Origin of the sequence: Pseudomonas khavaziana, from assembly GCF_036704165.1 — a bacterium.
Classification (GTDB): Bacteria; Pseudomonadota; Gammaproteobacteria; order Pseudomonadales; family Pseudomonadaceae; genus Aquipseudomonas; species Aquipseudomonas khavaziana.
In genome coordinates this window covers 1217979-1234641 of the sequence record NZ_CP129946.1, presented here as the reverse complement: position 1 = coordinate 1234641, position 16663 = coordinate 1217979, and the positions used below count along the sequence as shown (strand labels likewise).

At 59.1% G+C, this 16663-nt stretch carries 23 protein-coding genes; 10 read left to right on the top strand and 13 right to left on the bottom strand.

The genetic code is table 11. The features are described from left to right. Nucleotides 1-14: 14 nt before the first annotated feature. From hisG to QYQ93_RS05400, 8 genes are all read right to left on the bottom strand, one after another. Nucleotides 15-650: an ATP phosphoribosyltransferase gene (gene hisG / locus QYQ93_RS05435; protein WP_003188599.1), complete on the bottom strand. Its 636-nt coding sequence runs from the start codon at nucleotides 648-650 to the stop codon at nucleotides 15-17. A gap of 210 nt (nucleotides 651-860) precedes the next feature. After that, nucleotides 861-2126, bottom strand: coding sequence for a UDP-N-acetylglucosamine 1-carboxyvinyltransferase (gene murA, locus QYQ93_RS05430; protein WP_043050767.1), 1266 nt, complete (start codon nucleotides 2124-2126; stop codon nucleotides 861-863). Between the two features lie 23 nt (nucleotides 2127-2149). Further along, nucleotides 2150-2389 (bottom strand): BolA family protein, encoded by a 240-nt coding sequence (locus tag QYQ93_RS05425; protein ID WP_043050766.1) that lies wholly within the window; start codon nucleotides 2387-2389, stop codon nucleotides 2150-2152. A gap of 114 nt (nucleotides 2390-2503) precedes the next feature. Further along, nucleotides 2504-2809 carry an STAS domain-containing protein gene (locus QYQ93_RS05420; RefSeq protein WP_043050765.1) on the bottom strand — a complete coding sequence of 102 codons (306 nt, stop codon included), beginning with the start codon at nucleotides 2807-2809 and terminating at the stop codon, nucleotides 2504-2506. Continuing rightward, on the bottom strand, nucleotides 2806-3453 hold the full coding sequence (locus QYQ93_RS05415; protein ID WP_043050764.1) for an MlaC/ttg2D family ABC transporter substrate-binding protein: 648 nt from the start codon (nucleotides 3451-3453) through the stop codon (nucleotides 2806-2808). The genes QYQ93_RS05420 and QYQ93_RS05415 overlap by 4 nt, the downstream gene beginning before the upstream one ends. Before the next feature lie 11 nt (nucleotides 3454-3464). Continuing rightward, nucleotides 3465-3932, bottom strand: a complete 468-nt coding sequence (gene mlaD, locus QYQ93_RS05410; RefSeq protein ID WP_003171814.1) for an outer membrane lipid asymmetry maintenance protein MlaD — start codon at nucleotides 3930-3932, stop codon at nucleotides 3465-3467. Next, nucleotides 3932-4729: a lipid asymmetry maintenance ABC transporter permease subunit MlaE gene (gene mlaE, locus QYQ93_RS05405; protein WP_043050763.1), complete on the bottom strand. Its 798-nt coding sequence runs from the start codon at nucleotides 4727-4729 to the stop codon at nucleotides 3932-3934. Before mlaE ends, mlaD begins: the two co-directional genes overlap by 1 nt. After that, nucleotides 4729-5538, bottom strand: coding sequence for an ATP-binding cassette domain-containing protein (locus QYQ93_RS05400; protein WP_003216128.1), 810 nt, complete (start codon nucleotides 5536-5538; stop codon nucleotides 4729-4731). Before QYQ93_RS05400 ends, mlaE begins: the two co-directional genes overlap by 1 nt. A 309-nt stretch (nucleotides 5539-5847) precedes the next feature. Between QYQ93_RS05400 and QYQ93_RS05395 the strand changes: the two genes are divergently transcribed. The 10 genes from QYQ93_RS05395 to QYQ93_RS05350 all read left to right on the top strand — a co-directional run bounded on the left by QYQ93_RS05395 (nucleotide 5848) and on the right by QYQ93_RS05350 (nucleotide 12855). Further along, nucleotides 5848-6822 carry a KpsF/GutQ family sugar-phosphate isomerase gene (locus tag QYQ93_RS05395; RefSeq protein ID WP_338476483.1) on the top strand — a complete coding sequence of 325 codons (975 nt, stop codon included), beginning with the start codon at nucleotides 5848-5850 and terminating at the stop codon, nucleotides 6820-6822. Further along, nucleotides 6823-7347, top strand: coding sequence for a KdsC family phosphatase (locus tag QYQ93_RS05390; RefSeq protein ID WP_043050761.1), 525 nt, complete (start codon nucleotides 6823-6825; stop codon nucleotides 7345-7347). It abuts the gene before it with no gap. Between the two features lie 8 nt (nucleotides 7348-7355). Further along, nucleotides 7356-7928, top strand: a complete 573-nt coding sequence (lptC, locus tag QYQ93_RS05385; RefSeq protein ID WP_043050760.1) for an LPS export ABC transporter periplasmic protein LptC — start codon at nucleotides 7356-7358, stop codon at nucleotides 7926-7928. Continuing rightward, nucleotides 7915-8448, top strand: a complete 534-nt coding sequence (gene lptA, locus QYQ93_RS05380) for a lipopolysaccharide transport periplasmic protein LptA (RefSeq protein ID WP_043050759.1) — start codon at nucleotides 7915-7917, stop codon at nucleotides 8446-8448. The genes lptC and lptA overlap by 14 nt, the downstream gene beginning before the upstream one ends. Beyond that, entirely contained in the window at nucleotides 8448-9173 is a 726-nt protein-coding gene (lptB, locus tag QYQ93_RS05375; RefSeq protein ID WP_005784841.1) for an LPS export ABC transporter ATP-binding protein, read from the top strand. The genes lptA and lptB overlap by 1 nt, the downstream gene beginning before the upstream one ends. Nucleotides 9174-9357: 184 nt before the next feature. Next, nucleotides 9358-10851, top strand: a complete 1494-nt coding sequence (locus QYQ93_RS05370) for an RNA polymerase factor sigma-54 (protein WP_043050758.1) — start codon at nucleotides 9358-9360, stop codon at nucleotides 10849-10851. 74 nt (nucleotides 10852-10925) lie between these two features. Continuing rightward, complete coding sequence (hpf, locus tag QYQ93_RS05365; RefSeq protein ID WP_003171804.1) at nucleotides 10926-11231, top strand: ribosome hibernation-promoting factor, HPF/YfiA family; 306 nt, start codon at nucleotides 10926-10928, stop codon at nucleotides 11229-11231. 10 nt (nucleotides 11232-11241) lie between these two features. Next, a complete protein-coding gene (ptsN, locus tag QYQ93_RS05360) occupies nucleotides 11242-11706 on the top strand; it encodes a PTS IIA-like nitrogen regulatory protein PtsN (protein ID WP_043050757.1) in 465 nt (154 codons plus the stop codon). Between the two features lie 2 nt (nucleotides 11707-11708). Then, entirely contained in the window at nucleotides 11709-12566 is an 858-nt protein-coding gene (gene rapZ, locus QYQ93_RS05355; RefSeq protein WP_043050756.1) for an RNase adapter RapZ, read from the top strand. A gap of 16 nt (nucleotides 12567-12582) precedes the next feature. Next, nucleotides 12583-12855, top strand: a complete 273-nt coding sequence (locus tag QYQ93_RS05350; protein WP_217880094.1) for an HPr family phosphocarrier protein — start codon at nucleotides 12583-12585, stop codon at nucleotides 12853-12855. Nucleotides 12856-12876: 21 nt separating this feature from the next. Here the strand turns inward: QYQ93_RS05350 and QYQ93_RS05345 are convergent, their stop codons facing one another. From QYQ93_RS05345 to QYQ93_RS05325, 5 genes are read right to left on the bottom strand one after another with little or no spacing between them, the layout of a single operon-like run. Beyond that, nucleotides 12877-13770, bottom strand: a complete 894-nt coding sequence (locus tag QYQ93_RS05345) for a ZIP family metal transporter (RefSeq protein WP_217880093.1) — start codon at nucleotides 13768-13770, stop codon at nucleotides 12877-12879. A 32-nt stretch (nucleotides 13771-13802) separates the two neighbouring features. Next, nucleotides 13803-14414 (bottom strand): superoxide dismutase, encoded by a 612-nt coding sequence (locus QYQ93_RS05340; RefSeq protein ID WP_043050753.1) that lies wholly within the window; start codon nucleotides 14412-14414, stop codon nucleotides 13803-13805. A gap of 1 nt (nucleotide 14415) precedes the next feature. Then, nucleotides 14416-14844: a hypothetical protein gene (locus tag QYQ93_RS05335; protein ID WP_043050752.1), complete on the bottom strand. Its 429-nt coding sequence runs from the start codon at nucleotides 14842-14844 to the stop codon at nucleotides 14416-14418. Nucleotides 14845-14870: 26 nt separating this feature from the next. Beyond that, nucleotides 14871-16247 (bottom strand): class II fumarate hydratase, encoded by a 1377-nt coding sequence (locus tag QYQ93_RS05330; RefSeq protein ID WP_338476481.1) that lies wholly within the window; start codon nucleotides 16245-16247, stop codon nucleotides 14871-14873. Continuing rightward, entirely contained in the window at nucleotides 16240-16635 is a 396-nt protein-coding gene (locus QYQ93_RS05325; RefSeq protein ID WP_043050750.1) for a hypothetical protein, read from the bottom strand. Before QYQ93_RS05325 ends, QYQ93_RS05330 begins: the two co-directional genes overlap by 8 nt. Nucleotides 16636-16663: the final 28 nt, after the last annotated feature.

The window sequence follows — 16663 nt, the reverse complement described above, 5'->3', positions numbered from 1 at the left end:
GCTACGCGGGTGAGTCAACCGCGGTGTCGAGACTCCACTGCCTTGCGCAGGGTGTCGATCAACGCCTGGATACGGGCGTGTTGCATCTTCATCGACGCTTTGTTGACGATCAGGCGGGAGCTGATGTCGGCAATGAAATCCTGCGGTTCCAAACCGTTGGCGCGCAGGGTGTTGCCGGTGTCGACCACGTCGATGATCTTGTCGGCCAGGCCAATCAGCGGTGCCAGCTCCATCGAGCCGTAGAGCTTGATGATATCGACCTGGCGGCCTTGTTCGGCGTAGTAGCGCTTGGCGACGTTGACGAATTTGGTGGCGACCCGCAGGCGGCCCTTGGGCTCGACATCGCCGACACGGCCGGCGGTCATCAGCTTGCACAGGGCAATACGCAGGTCCAATGGCTCGTAGAGGCCCTGGCCACCGTATTCCATCAGTACGTCCTTGCCGGCCACACCCAGGTCGGCGGCACCATGTTCAACGTAGGTCGGCACGTCGGTAGCCCGCACGATCAGCAGACGCACGTCGTCCTGGGTCGTGGGGATGATCAGCTTGCGGCTCTTGTCCGGATTCTCGGTCGGCACGATGCCCGCTTCAGCCAGAAGCGGCAACGTGTCGTCAAGGATGCGGCCCTTGGACAGTGCGATGGTCAACATGGGAACGTCAGTCCTTCATCAGGCTATTGCGGCCCGGTCGCAAATGGCGCCGGACACAGATCGAGGCCATGACAGCCTCGATTTGAAACAAACCAGTTAACAACAAACTGTGGCGAGGGAGCTTGCTCCCGCTGGGACGCGAAGCGGCCCTCGAAGAGCGGGACTGCTATGCAGTCCAGCGGGAGCAAGCTCCCTCGCCACAAACAGGGACTAGCCCGGTACGCGGCGGATTTTTGCGCCGAGCATCTGCAGTTTTTCCTCGATGCACTCGTAGCCACGGTCTATGTGGTAGATGCGGTCGATCAGGGTGTCGCCTTCGGCACACAGTGCCGAGATCACCAGGCTGGCCGAGGCACGCAGGTCGGTAGCCATCACTGGCGCGCCCTTGAGCTTGTCGATGCCGGTGACGATGGCGGTATTGCCTTCGACCTGGATCTTGGCGCCCATGCGGTGCAGTTCATACACATGCATGAAGCGGTTTTCGAAGATGGTCTCGATCACGGCACCGGTGCCTTCGGCAATCGCGTTCAGGGAGATGAACTGCGCCTGCATGTCGGTCGGGAAGGCCGGGTATGGAGCGGTACGCACGTTGACGGCCTTTGGCCGCTTACCGTGCATGTTGAGCTCGATCCAGTCTTCACCGGTGGTGATTTCTGCGCCGGCTTCCTTGAGTTTTTCCAGGACGGCTTCAAGGATGGTCGGATCGGTGTCCTTGACCTTCACACGACCACCGGTGACGGCAGCGGCGACCAGGTAGGTACCGGTCTCGATACGGTCCGGCATGACTTTATAGGTGGCAGTGTGCAGACGCTCTACACCATCAATGGTGATGGTGTCGGTGCCAGCACCGGAAACTTTCGCACCCATGGCGTTGAGGAAGTTGGCCAGGTCGACCACTTCCGGCTCACGTGCGGCGTTTTGCAGCACGCTGCGGCCTTTGGCCAGGGCAGCGGCCATCATGATGTTCTCGGTACCGGTTACGCTGACGGTATCAAAGAAGAAGTTCGCACCACGCAGGCCGCCTTCCGGCGCCTTGGCCTTGATATAGCCGCCTTCGACGTCGATGACTGCGCCCATGGCTTCCAGGCCACGGATGTGCAGGTCGACCGGACGCGAACCAATGGCGCAACCGCCAGGCAGGGCCACTTCGGCTTCACCGAAACGGGCAACCATCGGGCCGAGTACCAGGATCGACGCACGCATGGTTTTCACCAATTCGTACGGAGCGATCAAAGTCTTGATGGTTCGCGGGTCGATTTCGACTGACAGTTTCTCGTCGATCACAGGCTCAATGCCCATGCGACCGAACAGCTCAATCATGGTGGTGATGTCGTGCAGGTGCGGCAGGTTGGCCACCGTCACCGGGCCGTCGCACAACAGGGTTGCTGCCAGGATCGGCAAGGCGGAGTTTTTCGCACCGGAAATGCGGATCTCGCCATCGAGGCGGGCACCGCCGGTAATAATCAATTTATCCATAAGAATCTCGACGCCTTGGGGGCTCAGGTGCGCTCGGCCCAGGCCGCGCGGCTGAAAAATTTCATAGTGACCGCGTGGATGCTGCCATCGGTGATCCACGGGTTCAAATGGGCATAGATCTGCTGTTGACGCTTGACCGGGCTCATTTTCGCCAGTTCATCGCTAATCACATTCAGCTGGAAGTTGCAGCCTTCGCCTTCAACTTCTACGTTCGTATCCGGCAGCTTTCCTTCAAGGAAGCTTTTAACTTCTAGGGCCTGCATGCTCAACCTCTATCGGCGCCCAGTGCGCACGGGTCGCACATCATACAAAAAAGCCCCGCGCCTGCGAACCCCGCATAGCAGGACTCTGACGGGGGGCTTTCCTGAAAGTGTGTCTTAAGGATGCGCCAGCAGCTCGGTCAGACCAGAAACCTGGGCGATCTCACGCATGTCTTCGGGCAATGCGCGGATGCTGACCGGCTTTCTGGCCGCCTCGGCATCGCGCATGAAGCACAGCAACAACGACAGGCCGACACTGCTGGATTTAGTCACCGCCGAGCAATCGAGCACCACTTCGGGCGCCTTGCTGGCCTTGATCAGCGCCTGGCCCTGCTTACGCAGGTCAGGCCCGGTACGGTAATCCAGCACGCCGCTGAGGAACAGCTCGCCGGCGTCGCCGATACGAACAGCCGACTCGGTCATTGCGCAGGCTTCCCGGCAGCTTTGTCGGTTTCTTCCTTGGCCTTGGCCACTTCACCGGCCCAACCATTGATGGTCTTGTCCAGGTCATTGCCATTGCGCTGCATCGCATCGGCGAACTGGTCACGGAACAGCTTGCCGATGTTGATGCCGTTGATGACCACGTTGCGTAGCTTCCACTCACCGTTGATTTTCGTCAGGGTGTAGGACACCGGATAGATCGCGCCATTGCTGCCCGAGACCTTCATGCCGACCTCGGCACGGTCGCCCGACTCCTCCTTGGCAGGGTCAACGACGATGCCCTGGTTGTTGTATTCCAGCAGAGCGTTGCCGTAGAACTGGAACAGGCCACGCTTGAAGTTTTCCTGGAACGTCTGCATCTGCGCCGGGGTTGCCTTGCGCGAATACTTGACCGTCATGATGCTTTTGGAAATGCCTTCGGCATCGACCACCGGGCCAACAATGGTGTTGAGTGCTTGGTAGAACCGGGAAGGGTCTTGTTTGTACTGCTCTTTGTTAGCCTTCAGGTCGGCCAGCATCCGGCTGGTCGTGTCCTGCACCAAATCGTGCGCAGAACCTGCCGCGTTGGCCATCAGCGGCAACGCTGCAAGCAGTACCAGCAGGCCACGTCGCAAGGTAGAGATCATGAACAGATTCCTCATTTAGCGTCTTTATTGACCGTATTGAGCAGGAATTTACCGATCAGGTCTTCAAGCACCAGCGACGACTGCGTGTCGTGGATGGTCGAACCATCCTTGAGCAGGGCTGTTTCCCCGCCCACGCTGACACCGATGTATTTCTCGCCCAGCAGACCCGCAGTGAGGATAGATGCCGTGGAGTCAGTCGGCAGATTATCTACCTTCTTGTCCAACTGCATGGTCACCCGCCCGGTGAAGCTGTCGCGATCCAGATCGATTGCCGTGACCTTGCCGATGGTAACGCCGGCCATGGTCACTTTAGCTCTGACCGTCAAACCGGCGATATTGTCGAAGTACGCGTAAAGTTTATATGTATCGGCGGTGGGGCTGGCCGAAAGGCCGCTGACTCGCAGGGCCAACAACAGTAAAGCCAGGATGCCAGCCAGCAAGAAAAGGCCGACACCGATTTCCACAGTGCGGTTTTGCATCAGAAATCTCCAAACATCAAGGCGGTCAAAATGAAGTCAAGGCCCAGTACCGCCAACGAGGCGTACACAACGGTCTTGGTGGTGGCGCGACTGATCCCTTCTGAGGTGGGCTCGCAGTCATAGCCTTGGAATACGGCGATCCAGGTCACCACAAAGGCAAAGACAATGCTCTTTATGATGCCGTTGAGCACGTCACCGGTGAAGGTCACGCTGTTTTGCATGTTGGCCCAGTAGGAGCCGTCATAGACGCCCAACCAGTCAACCGCCACCCACGAACCACCCCAGATACCCACCACGCTGAAAATCATCGCCAGCAATGGCAGGGAAATGAAGCCGGCCCACAGGCGCGGGGCAACAATGTACTTGAGCGGGTCCACGCCGATCATTTCCAGGCTGGACAGCTGCTCGGTGGACTTCATGTTGCCGATTTCGGCGGTCAACGCCGAACCTGCACGCCCCGCGAACAACAAGGCGGTGACCACCGGGCCAAGCTCACGCAGCAGGGTCAGGGCCACCATCTGGCCTACCGCCTGCTCCGAACCGTAGCTGGACAGGATGTTGAAGCCCTGCAGCGCCAGCACCATGCCGATGAACACCCCGGAGACCACGATGATCACCAGGGACATCACGCCGACTGCATGCAACTGCTTGAGCAGCAGGCCAAAGCCGCCGCCGATGCCGCCGCGGCCCAGCAGGGCGTGGAACAGGAAAATGGTCGAACGCCCCAGGACTTCGACGATGTCGATACCCGAGCGACCGAAAAGGCGAACCTTCTCGATGAGAGATGTCTTGCGCATCAGCGCTTCCCCAGAAGATCTGAGCGGTAGTCCGCTGCCGGAAAGTGAAAAGGCACCGGGCCATCGGGATCGCCGGTCATGAATTGGCGAATGCGCGGGTTATCGGCGTTCATCAACTCTTCAGGCGTACCCTGCCCCAGCACTTGGCCATCACCCACTACATAGAGGTAGTCGGCGATGCTCGCGGTTTCGGCCAAATCGTGAGACACCACGATACTGGTGATCCCCAGCGCATCGTTGAGCAGACGGATCAGGCGCACCAGCACGCCCATGGCGATCGGGTCCTGGCCAACGAATGGCTCGTCGTACATGAGGATCTGTGGGTCGAGGGCGATGGCTCGCGCCAGGGCGACACGGCGCTTCATGCCGCCGGACAATTCGTCGGGCATCAGGTCGATGGCACCACGAAGGCCCACGGCCTGCAGTTTCAGCAACACGATGTCACGAATCATTTCATCGGACAGCTGGGTGTGCACCCGCAGCGGGAAGGCTACGTTTTCGAAAACATCGAGGTCGGTGAACAGCGCGCCGCTCTGGAACAGCACGCCCATATGCTTGCGCGCATCGAACAGGTCGCTGCGCGACAGGGTCGGCAGATTCTGGCCATTGACCCACACTTCGCCCGCACTGGGCCGCAGTTGCATGCCCATCAGGCGCAACAGGGTGGTCTTGCCGCAACCGGAAGGCCCCATGATGCCCGTGACCTTGCCGCGAGGAATGCGAATATCGACGTTATTGAAGATGCTGCGCGTCCCGCGCTTGAAGGAAAGACCCTTCAGCTCGACCGCGTAGGCGTTATCGGCACTCATCTAATCTCCTTGGGATGCAGCCTTTCACTCAGACACCATGTGTGCGACTTTGGTTTGCAAAGGATGCGCAATAGTTAGGTACATGGGTTGGGTGGACCGAACTGGCGGCGAACTATATCACTGCTGGTACAGAGCGCCCAAGGCCGGAACAGCGCTCGTTCAGATTTGGGACAGGGAAAAAACGTTGCCTCCTATGTTACCGACGATGATTTTCATGTACTTCGCGCACAAACCCTGACGAACTTACGTGAGCGAATTGATCATTACAGCTATAATCGCCGACTTTTCGTCAGGCTATACGATTAAGACATGAGCCAATCCAGCGAGCTTATTCAATCTGCACAACGTACTATCCGCCTCGAGCTTGAAGCCGTAGAAGGTTTGCTGGCCCATATCGACGCAGATTTCGTACGCGCCTGCGAGATGATTCTGGCCAGCAAGGGCCGCGTTGTCGTGGTCGGCATGGGCAAGTCCGGCCACGTCGGCAACAAGATCGCCGCCACCTTGGCAAGTACCGGGACCACCGCGTTTTTCGTGCACCCGGCCGAAGCAAGCCATGGCGACATGGGAATGATCACCAAGGATGACGTGATCCTGGCGCTGTCCAACTCCGGCACCACCAACGAAATCGTGACCCTGTTACCCCTGATCAAGCGCCTGGGCATCCAGATGATCAGCCTCACCGGCAACCCGGAATCGACGCTGGCCAAGGCTGCCGACGTCAACCTGAACGTGCATGTGACCCACGAGGCCTGCCCGCTGAACCTGGCTCCCACCTCCTCCACCACCGCGGCGCTGGTCATGGGCGATGCGCTGGCCGTGGCGCTCCTGGAGGCCCGCGGCTTCACCGCCGAAGACTTCGCATTTTCCCACCCCGGCGGCGCGCTCGGCCGTCGCCTGCTGCTGAAAGTGGATAATGTCATGCATTCGGGCGCCGAACTGCCAAGCGTTCCACGCGGCACCCTGCTCAGGGATGCGCTGATGGAAATGACCCGCAAGGGCCTGGGCATGACGGCGATCCTCGAACCCGATGGGCGCCTGGCCGGGATATTCACCGACGGCGACCTGCGTCGAACCCTGGACCGCACTATTGATATCCACACTGCAACCATCGACGCCGTCATGACACCTCACGGCAAGACCGCCCGCGCTGAAATGCTCGCGGCGGAAGCCCTGAAAATCATGGAAGACCACCGGATCGGCGCACTCATCGTCGTCGACAACGATGATCGCCCGGTCGGGGCCCTTAACCTTGGCGACTTGCTGCGCGCAGGAGTGATGTAGATGAACAGCGACCTGTTGCAACGCGGTAAAAACATCAAGCTGGCGATTTTCGACGTTGACGGCGTGCTGACTGATGGCCGCCTGTACTTCCTCGAAGATGGCAGCGAATTCAAGACGTTCAACACCCTCGATGGCCAGGGCATCAAGATGCTCATGGCGGCCGGTGTGCAAACGGCGATTATCAGCGGTCGAAAGACACCGGTTGTGGAACGCCGCGCACAAAACCTGGGGATTGCTCACCTGTATCAGGGCCGTGAGGATAAACTGGTGGTGCTGGACGAGCTTCTTGGCCAACTCAACCTAAGCTATGAACAGGTCGCCTATTTGGGTGACGACCTGCCCGACCTGCCGGTGATTCGCCGGGTGGGCCTGGGCATGGCCGTCGCGAATGCCGCGGCGTTTGTACGCGAACACGCCCATGGCATCACCACCGCCCGTGGCGGCGAGGGTGCCGCCCGCGAGTTCTGCGAGTTGATCCTGCGTGCCCAGGACAGTCTTGAAGCGGCCCACGCCGCCTACCTATAGAGCGTTATATGCTGAGTAAAAAGATCCGCAACTTCCTGCTATTCGGGGTCATCGCCGCGCTGCTCCTGGCGGTGGGCTACTGGAATATCAGCCCGGGGCGCTTTCTCGACAAGCCTGTTGCGCAGGTTGACGAAGGCGTTATCGACTATTACGCCACGAACGCCTACAGCATCCAGTACCTGCCCGATGGGAAGGTGCAGTATGAAATGACGTCGGACAAGGTCGAACACCTGAAGGCCTCGGAAGTCAGCCTGCTGACCAATCCGGACCTGAACCTGTATCGCGGCACCGAATTTCCATGGCACGTCACCAGCAAGCGTGGCGAGGTCAACCCGGACGGCACCGAAGTTGAACTGATCGACTCGGTGCGCGTCGCACGTACAGACGCGCAGAACCGCGACACCATCATTACCAGCAGTCGCATGACGGTATTCCCACAGAAGCAATATGCGCAGACCGAGCAAGACGTTAGAATCGACGGCGCTGGCGGTGTATCGACTGGCAAGGGAATGAAAGCGTATTTGAAAGAAAGCAGGATACACCTGCTATCGAACGTAAGAGGACAGTATGAGGCTCGTTAAAACCCTCCCTATTTTGCTCGGTCTGGGCGCAGCACTGGGAAGCGTGAGCGCCTGGGCTCTGCCGAACGATAGCCAGCAACCGATCCACATCTCGGCTGACGATGCTCAGCTGGATGACAAACAAGGTGTTGCCACCTACACCGGCGGCGTGATCATCACCCAGGGCTCGATGAAGATCACCGGTAATACGGTGACCCTGACGCGTACCCAGGCCGGCGATATCGATGTCGTGACCTCAGTGGGCAACCTCGCTTACTTCGAACAGAAGCAGAAGGCAGAAGATCCAGGCCCGATGAAGGGCTACGGCAAGACCATTCAATACCATGCCCAGCAAAATCGCATTGTATTGATCGACCAGGCCAAGGTGCTGAGCGCCGACGGCAACTCGACCGAAGGCGAGAAAATCGTCTACAACACCCAGACCCAGGTCGCCCAGGCCGGTCGCGCCAATGGCAACAAGGTCACCGCACCTCGTCCGCGTATCGACATGGTTATCCAGCCGAAGAAGAAGGCCGAGTAATGGCGACCCTGAAAGCCCAGCACCTGGCCAAGGCCTATAAAAGCCGCCAGGTTGTACGTGACGTCAGCCTGTCGATCGACAGCGGCCAGATCGTCGGCTTGCTCGGCCCCAATGGTGCCGGCAAGACCACCTGTTTCTATATGATCGTCGGGCTGGTCCAAGCCGACCAGGGTCGGGTATTGATAGACGATCTGGATGTCAGCCACCAGCCAATGCATGGTCGTGCGCGGGCAGGTATCGGCTATCTTCCGCAAGAAGCGTCGATCTTCCGTAAACTGTCGGTGGCCGACAACATCATGGCGATCCTGGAGACCCGCAAGGAACTCGATCGCGATGGCCGCCGCAAAGAGCTGGAAAGCCTGCTGCAGGAATTCCACATCAACCACATTCGCGACAACCTCGGCATGAGCCTGTCCGGTGGCGAGCGTCGTCGCGTGGAAATCGCCCGCGCCCTGGCGACCGCACCGAAGTTCATCCTGCTGGATGAACCGTTTGCCGGTGTCGACCCGATCTCGGTGGGCGATATCAAGCAGATCATCCACCACCTCAAGGCCAAGGGCATTGGTGTACTGATCACCGACCACAACGTGCGTGAAACCCTCGATATCTGCGAAACTGCCTATATCGTCAACGATGGCCAGCTGATTGCCGAAGGCGATGCCGAGACTATCCTGGCCAACGAGCTGGTCAAGGAAGTGTATCTGGGTCACGAGTTCCGCCTGTAGGCGCAGTGGTTTCGCGCCTTTCCCGGGAGCGCGCAGGAGTCAATAGAAACCTTAGTTTTTTTATTGTTACCGCGCTCTAGGCAAAGGCCCCGAGATCAGGCATATAATTTGCTTATGTTTGGCGCTCACGCGCCCTGTCGTGGATGGCGCATTGCGCCGGCGAATAAGGTGTTAAGCCCCTGCCATGAAACCATCGCTAGTCCTGAGAATGGGCCAGCAGCTGACGATGACACCGCAGCTGCAACAGGCCATCCGCCTGCTCCAATTGTCGACCCTGGACCTGCAACAGGAAATCCAGGAGGCCCTGGAGTCCAATCCGATGCTCGAACGCCAGGAAGAAGGCGACGACTTCGACAATGCCGACCCGCTGGCCGATAACATCGAGCAAAAACCCAACCCCGATGTGCAGGAACCCTCCTATCAGGAAACCGCCCCTACGGTGGATAACCTCGAGGACGGCGAATGGAACGAACGCATTCCCAACGAGCTTCCCGTGGATACTGCATGGGAGGACGTGTACCAGACCAGCGCCAGCAGCCTGCCGAGCAATGATGATGACGAGTGGGACTTCACCACCCGCACCTCTGTCGGCGAAAGCCTGCAGAGCCACCTGCTGTGGCAGCTCAACCTGGCACCGATGTCCGACACCGATCGCCTGATCGCAGTCACCCTGATTGACTGCATCAACAACCAGGGCTACCTGGACGAAACCCTCGACGAAATCCTAGAGGCCTTTGACCCTGAGCTGGACATCGAGCTGGACGAAATCGAAGCCGTCCTGCATCGCATCCAGCAATTCGAGCCCGCAGGCATTGGCGCCCGCACCCTCAGCGAGTGCCTGCTGCTGCAACTGCGCCAACTGCCGGCCAAAACGCCTTGGTTGGCCGAAGCCAAACGCCTGGTGTCGGACTACATCGATCTGCTGGGCAGTCGCGACTACAGCCAGCTGATGCGCCGCATGAAGCTCAAGGAAGACGAGTTGCGCCAGGTCATCGAGCTGGTGCAGAGCCTCAACCCGCGCCCCGGCTCGCAGATCGAATCCAGCGAGGCCGAATATGTCGTCCCGGATGTGATCGTGCGCAAGGACAACGAACGCTGGCTGGTCGAGTTGAACCAGGAATCGGTACCCCGTCTGCGGGTCAACCCGCAATACGCCGGTTTTGTGCGCCGCGCCGATACCAGCGCCGACAATACCTTCATGCGCAACCAGCTGCAGGAAGCGCGCTGGTTCATCAAGAGCCTGCAAAGCCGCAACGAGACCTTGATGAAGGTCGCGACCCAGATCGTCGAGCACCAACGCGGTTTCCTGGAATACGGCGACGAAGCCATGAAGCCTCTGGTCCTGCACGATATCGCCGAAGCGGTCGGCATGCATGAATCGACGATTTCCCGGGTAACCACGCAGAAATTCATGCATACCCCACGGGGTATTTATGAGCTGAAATACTTTTTCTCCAGCCACGTCAGCACCTCCGAGGGCGGTGAATGCTCCTCCACGGCGATCCGCGCGATCATCAAAAAACTGGTTGCCGCGGAAAATCAGAAAAAGCCGTTGAGTGACAGCAAGATCGCTGGTTTACTGGAGGCACAAGGCATTCAGGTCGCCCGTCGAACCGTCGCCAAGTACCGCGAGTCCCTTGGGATCGCGCCTTCCAGCGAGCGTAAGCGTTTGATGTGACGGGCAGGCCACAGCGTTCCAGTGGCAGGCGTTTTGCCTGCCGCTTTATGCACTGGCAACGAAGGAGAAGCTGTATGCAAGTCAACATCAGTGGACACCAACTTGAAGTCACCAAGCCCCTGCGTGAGTACACCGAGAGCAAGCTGAACAAGCTTGCGGGGCATTTTGACAAGATCACCAACGTGCAGGTCATCATGGAGGTCGATAAGCTCAAGCAGAAAATCGAGGCAACCCTCCACGTACCGAATGCGAAGCTCGTTGCCAATGCAGAACATGAAGACATGTACGCGGCGATTGACTCGCTCTACGACAAGCTCGACCGCCAACTCATAAAGCATAAGGAAAAGAATCTGCACCTGATGCAAGGTACAGGTCGTTAACTCTCCCCCCATGATCCGACTTGAAACCATCCTGACCCCCGGCCGTTCCCTTGTGAACGCGCCGGGCGGCAGCAAGAAGAAAGCCCTCGAGCAAATTGCCAACCTGATCAGTAGCCAAGTGCCTGAACTGGAGATGCAAGATGTCTTCGAGGCCCTGATTGCCCGTGAAAAACTCGGTTCGACCGGTTTTGGCAACGGCATTGCGATTCCCCATTGCCGCCTTAAAGGCTGCGACACGCCTGTCAGTGCGCTGCTGCATTTGGAAAAACCCATCGATTTCGACGCCATCGATGGCGCCCCGGTCGACCTGCTGTTCGTGCTGCTGGTCCCGGAAGCTGCCACCGATGCGCACCTGGAGCTGCTCCGACAGATCGCCAGCATGCTCGACCGCAAGGAAGTACGTGACAAACTGCGCAGTGCCAGCAGCAATGAGGCGCTCTATCAGGTCGTCTTGGATGAACAAAACGGGCAGTAATCATGCGTTTGATCATCGTCAGCGGCCGTTCCGGCTCAGGTAAAAGCACCGCCCTCAATGTCCTTGAGGACAACGGTTTCTATTGCATCGACAATTTGCCCGCCGGCCTGCTGCCGGAGCTGGCAGAACGCGCACTGATCCATACTGAATTGGCGCAACCTCTGGTCGCTGTGTCTATCGATGCCCGCAACCTGCCCAGCCACCTATCGCGGTTCCCGGAACTGCTGGAAGAGGTGCGCGCCAAGCATATTCATTGCGATGTGCTGTACCTGGATGCCGACGAAGAAACATTGCTCAAACGCTTCTCAGAAACTCGTCGCCGCCACCCGCTCAGCAGCGCCAACCGCTCCCTGGCTGAAGCCATCGAGGACGAGACCAAGCTGCTCGGGCCGATCATTGATCTGGCCGACCTCAAGATCAACACCACCAACCTGAATCTGTATCAGTTGCGCGATGCGATCAAGCTGCGCCTGCTGAACCAGCCCGAGCCCGGCACTGCATTCCTGGTCGAATCATTCGGCTTCAAACGTGGCATGCCGGTGGATGCCGACCTGGTGTTCGATGTGCGCTGCCTGCCCAACCCCTATTGGAAGCCAGAATTGCGCGATCAGTCCGGGCTGGACCAGCCTGTGGCAGACTACCTGGCTGCGCAACCGGATGTGGAAGAGATGTTCCAGGATATCTCCAGCTACCTGCTCAAATGGTTGCCACGCTTTGCCGCGAGCAATCGCGCCTACGTCACCATTGCCATTGGTTGCACCGGCGGCCACCACCGCTCCGTCTATCTGACTGAACGGCTGGGCCAGGTATTGCAACAAACCCTCAAGAACGTCCAGGTCCGCCACCGCGACCTTAGCTGAAAGGAACACCACTGCGATGCCGGCTCGGGAAATTGAAATCATCAACAAGTTAGGCCTGCACGCCCGGGCCTCGGCCAAATTCGTCGGCGTGGCCGGGAAGTATCCTTGTCAGATCCGCGCTGGTCGTACGCCGGAATCCATGGTCGATGGCAAGAGCATCATGGCGATGATGATGCTGGCGGCCGGCAAGGGCACCAAGATTCACCTGAAGACCGAAGGCGAGCAGGAGCAGGAAGCGATGGACGCTTTGGTTGAGCTGATCAATAACAAATTCGATGAAGGTGAGTAGTCGCCGATGCAGGAGCAGGCTTTAGCCCAACGCCGTATCCATCACCATCATCAGGCAGAACCCGATGCACAGCCCGAGGCTGGCGAGCTTTTCGTGACCATTTCGGCGCGATTCGGGTATCACTTCGTGGGTCACCACCAAGAGCATCGCACCGGCGGCCAGCGCCAGGCCCAAGGGCAATAACACCTCGGCCAGGCTCACCAGCCAGGCGCAAAGCACCGCAAATACCGGCTCAACCAAACCTGATGCGGCGCCAATCAAAAAAGCTTTGACCCGCGACATCCCCGCCCCAGCCAGCACCAGCGCAATCACCAGGCCCTCCGGTACGTCCTGCAAGGCAATGCCCATGGCCAGACTATCGGCATCCGGCATGCCACCACCCGCCGAGACACCCACAGCCATACCCTCTGGAATATTGTGAGCAATGATGGCAAACACAAATAGCCAGATACGCGGCGGGATCACCGGTTTATCCGGTGTGCCCACCAGCATTTCCGGGCTGGCACCGGAGACCTTGCGATCGACCAGGTACAGACCGAAAGCCCCCAGCATAATGCCGAAGCTGATCAGCCCACCCGCCTCCCAAGGCGAAAGCCCCAGACTCTCAGCCGCGGCAATACCCGGCACGACAAGGGAAAAAGCGGTCGCCGCCAGCATCACACCAGCACCGAACCCCAGCAGAGTATCGCTCAGCGCTATCGGCATGCGCCGAATCACCAGCACTGGGACCGCGCCCAACGCCGTGCCGAGCGCGCAAATCGCGCCTCCCTGCAAAGCGCGCAGGATGCGGGGCTCCAGGTTCAGCCAGGCCAGCCCATGGGCCACCAGCAACGCGGTACCAGCCAATAGCAACAGCGAGCCAAACGCATAACGAAACATTCGCACGCTACTGATCGCCAGTGTTTCAGTGCCCATAGTCGGCCTTAGATCTTGTTATACGGTGAGTATCAGGCCAAGGCAGCCTGGTAGCGGGCGGCGACTTCGGGCCAGTTGATAACACTGTAGAAGGCATTGATGTATTCCGGGCGACGGTTCTGGTAGCGCAGGTAGTAAGCGTGCTCCCACACATCCAGGCCCAGGATCGGCGTATTGCCAGCCATCAGTGGGCTGTCCTGGTTGCCGCTGCTTTCCACCACCAGTTTTTTTTGCGGGGTGACGCTGAGCCAGGCCCAGCCACTGCCGAAGCGGGTCAAGGCAGCCTTGGTAAAGGCTTCCTTGAAACGATCATAGCCGCCCAGTTGTTCGTCGATAGCATGACCGAGCGCACCCTCTGGCTTACCGCCGCCGGTGGGCGACATGACGGCCCAGAACAGTGAATGGTTGGCATGCCCGCCGCCTTGATTGATCACGGCGGCCCGCAGCGTTTCCGGCAATTGATGAACGCTGGACACCAGTTTCTCCACCGGCCAACCGGCGAACTCAGTGCCCTCGACCGCAGCGTTGAGGTTGTTGATATAGGTCTGGTGGTGCTTGGTGTAGTGAATCTCCATGGTTTGCGCGTCGATATGCGGCTCGAGGGCATCGTAGGCGTAAGGCAGGGCCGGCAAGGTGTAAGTCATATCAATGTGCTCCATAGTGAGACATAGTCGATTGCGGCGCAGCAACGCCCAACAAGCGATGCGTGCGCGGGTACTCGCCGTGATCGCTGATGAAGTTCAGCAGCTCGACATAAGTCTTGCTGCTCTGGCGCAACGCCGCCTCGCGCAATTGCGGGCTGAGGCGCGGGTCCTGCATGGTCTGCAACAGGCGCTGGTGAATGGCGCAGAGGTACTCTGCGCTTTCCTCAGGCTGGTTCAGGCGAAGATGCAGGTCCGCCAGGTTGTGATGGGAAATGACGCAAGCCGCCACTGCTTCGTCGGCATCCGCCCAGCGCTCGAACAGCACTTGGGCCAGGGCCAGGGCTTGCAGATAGGCCTCGCGGGCGTCAACCAGCTCACCCGCCATAAAACAGCGATTGGCCCGTTCGATCGTGCGTTTCCAGTGCTCCATGGTGAGCCTCCAAAGCAGGTCGTTGATTACACGCCGCCGGCCGTGAGCTTTTCCGGGTCCAGCAGGACCTCCAGTTGGCTACGCGGCAGGTCGGTGTATTCGAGGGCGACATCGATCACCGGGCGGCCTTGCTGATAAGCCTTCTTGGCGATTTCAGCGGCTTTTTGGTAACCAATGATCGGGTTGAGCGCAGTGACCAGAATAGGATTGCGCGACAGCGCCTCCTTGAGCTTGGCCTCGTTGACCTTGAAACTGGCAATGGCCTTGTCCGCCAGTAAACGGCTGGAATTGGCGAGCAATTCAAGGCTGCTGAGCAGGTTCTGGGCGATGATCGGCAGCATCACGTTCAGCTCGAAGTTGCCCGATTGACCGGCCACGGTGATCACCGTGTCATTGCCGATGACCTGGGCGGCCACCATCGCCGTGGCCTCCGGTATCACCGGGTTGACTTTGCCCGGCATGATCGACGAGCCCGGCTGCAAGCCTTCCAGTTCAATTTCACCGAGGCCGGCGAGTGGGCCCGAGTTCATCCAGCGCAGGTCGTTGGCGATCTTCATCAGCGAGACGGCCGTGGCTTTCAACTGGCCGGAGACAGCGACAGCAGTGTCCTGGGAGCCGATCAGCGCAAACAGGTTTGTTCCTGGAGTGAACTTCACCCCGGTCAAGCGGCTCAGTTGCTGGCTGAAACGCCCGGCAAACTCGGGGTGCGCGTTGATCCCGGTACCCACGGCGGTGCCGCCCTGAGCCAGTGCTTGCAAGGCTGGAAGCAGGTCCTGCAAGTGACCGATATTGGCCTTGAGCTGCTGCGCCCAGCCATTGAGCACCTGGCTCATACGTACTGGCATGGCGTCCATGAGATGTGTACGGCCGGTCTTGATGAACGAGTGAACCTCTTCGGCCTTTTGCTCGATCACCTGCACCAGGTGCAGCAGGGCCGGCAGCGTTTGTTCATGCAGGACCAACGCAGCGCTGACGTGAATGGTGGTGGGGATGATGTCGTTGCTGCTCTGGCCGCAGTTGACGTGGTCGTTGGGGTTGACCGTCTCGCCGAGCAACCGGCTGGCAAGGGTGGCAATCACTTCGTTGGCATTCATGTTGGAGCTGGTGCCCGACCCAGTCTGGAAGATATCCACTGGGAAGTGCTGCATGTAGTCGCCTTCCAGCAAGCCTTGGGCGGCATCGACAATGGCCTTGCCCTGCCCTTCGCTGATTTGCTTGAGGTCAACGTTGACCTTGGCCGCGGCGGTCTTGGCCAGGATCAGCGCACGAATGAATTGCGCCGGCATGCGTTGATGGCTGATGGGAAAGTTGTTCACCGCACGCTGGGTCTGGGCGCCATACAAAGCCTCTGCGGGGACCTTCAACTCGCCCATGCTGTCGCGTTCGATACGGGTATTACTCATCGGAGGATCCTTGCACAAGGTCAGACACAGAAATGGAAGGACTCAATTGGCAGGTCGCCAATTGCCAGGCGAAGGTCTGCCAGCGCTTGAGTCGGCATGGGCAATGGGAGAGCTTTTCCAGGTCGCGTAGCGGGCGCCATGCCTGGTCCAGGCACATGGAACGCCAATGCCAGGGGAGCGCGATATCACTGGCGGTGTCGATCAGCAAACGGAATGAGGTTTCGGCGATCGTCCACGGATGGGTCGCGGTGCAACACGCCAGATATCGACCTTCATTGAGATAATGCTCGATCAGGCGTGGTTCATCGGGATCGAGGCCGCAGCGAATCTGGCGACTCATCCAACGCCAGCTTTCCAGGTAAGGATCCTCATGCAGGACAGAACTCATGATCCACACTCATTCGGTAATGATATTT

Excerpts from the sequence above, each read along its gene's own strand:
- hisG (WP_003188599.1), bottom strand. The coding sequence starts at position 650 with ATGTTGACCATCGCACTGTCCAAGGGCCGCATCCTTGACGACACGTTG.
- murA (WP_043050767.1), bottom strand. The coding sequence starts at position 2,126 with ATGGATAAATTGATTATTACCGGCGGTGCCCGCCTCGATGGCGAGATC.
- QYQ93_RS05425 (WP_043050766.1), bottom strand. The coding sequence starts at position 2,389 with ATGCAGGCCCTAGAAGTTAAAAGCTTCCTTGAAGGAAAGCTGCCGGAT.
- QYQ93_RS05420 (WP_043050765.1), bottom strand. The coding sequence starts at position 2,809 with ATGACCGAGTCGGCTGTTCGTATCGGCGACGCCGGCGAGCTGTTCCTC.
- QYQ93_RS05415 (WP_043050764.1), bottom strand. The coding sequence starts at position 3,453 with ATGATCTCTACCTTGCGACGTGGCCTGCTGGTACTGCTTGCAGCGTTG.
- mlaD (WP_003171814.1), bottom strand. The coding sequence starts at position 3,932 with ATGCAAAACCGCACTGTGGAAATCGGTGTCGGCCTTTTCTTGCTGGCT.
- mlaE (WP_043050763.1), bottom strand. The coding sequence starts at position 4,729 with ATGCGCAAGACATCTCTCATCGAGAAGGTTCGCCTTTTCGGTCGCTCG.
- QYQ93_RS05400 (WP_003216128.1), bottom strand. The coding sequence starts at position 5,538 with ATGAGTGCCGATAACGCCTACGCGGTCGAGCTGAAGGGTCTTTCCTTC.
- QYQ93_RS05395 (WP_338476483.1), top strand. The coding sequence starts at position 5,848 with ATGAGCCAATCCAGCGAGCTTATTCAATCTGCACAACGTACTATCCGC.
- QYQ93_RS05390 (WP_043050761.1), top strand. The coding sequence starts at position 6,823 with ATGAACAGCGACCTGTTGCAACGCGGTAAAAACATCAAGCTGGCGATT.
- lptC (WP_043050760.1), top strand. The coding sequence starts at position 7,356 with ATGCTGAGTAAAAAGATCCGCAACTTCCTGCTATTCGGGGTCATCGCC.
- lptA (WP_043050759.1), top strand. The coding sequence starts at position 7,915 with ATGAGGCTCGTTAAAACCCTCCCTATTTTGCTCGGTCTGGGCGCAGCA.
- lptB (WP_005784841.1), top strand. The coding sequence starts at position 8,448 with ATGGCGACCCTGAAAGCCCAGCACCTGGCCAAGGCCTATAAAAGCCGC.
- QYQ93_RS05370 (WP_043050758.1), top strand. The coding sequence starts at position 9,358 with ATGAAACCATCGCTAGTCCTGAGAATGGGCCAGCAGCTGACGATGACA.
- hpf (WP_003171804.1), top strand. The coding sequence starts at position 10,926 with ATGCAAGTCAACATCAGTGGACACCAACTTGAAGTCACCAAGCCCCTG.
- ptsN (WP_043050757.1), top strand. The coding sequence starts at position 11,242 with ATGATCCGACTTGAAACCATCCTGACCCCCGGCCGTTCCCTTGTGAAC.
- rapZ (WP_043050756.1), top strand. The coding sequence starts at position 11,709 with ATGCGTTTGATCATCGTCAGCGGCCGTTCCGGCTCAGGTAAAAGCACC.
- QYQ93_RS05350 (WP_217880094.1), top strand. The coding sequence starts at position 12,583 with ATGCCGGCTCGGGAAATTGAAATCATCAACAAGTTAGGCCTGCACGCC.
- QYQ93_RS05345 (WP_217880093.1), bottom strand. The coding sequence starts at position 13,770 with ATGGGCACTGAAACACTGGCGATCAGTAGCGTGCGAATGTTTCGTTAT.
- QYQ93_RS05340 (WP_043050753.1), bottom strand. The coding sequence starts at position 14,414 with ATGACTTACACCTTGCCGGCCCTGCCTTACGCCTACGATGCCCTCGAG.
- QYQ93_RS05335 (WP_043050752.1), bottom strand. The coding sequence starts at position 14,844 with ATGGAGCACTGGAAACGCACGATCGAACGGGCCAATCGCTGTTTTATG.
- QYQ93_RS05330 (WP_338476481.1), bottom strand. The coding sequence starts at position 16,247 with ATGAGTAATACCCGTATCGAACGCGACAGCATGGGCGAGTTGAAGGTC.
- QYQ93_RS05325 (WP_043050750.1), bottom strand. The coding sequence starts at position 16,635 with ATGAGTTCTGTCCTGCATGAGGATCCTTACCTGGAAAGCTGGCGTTGG.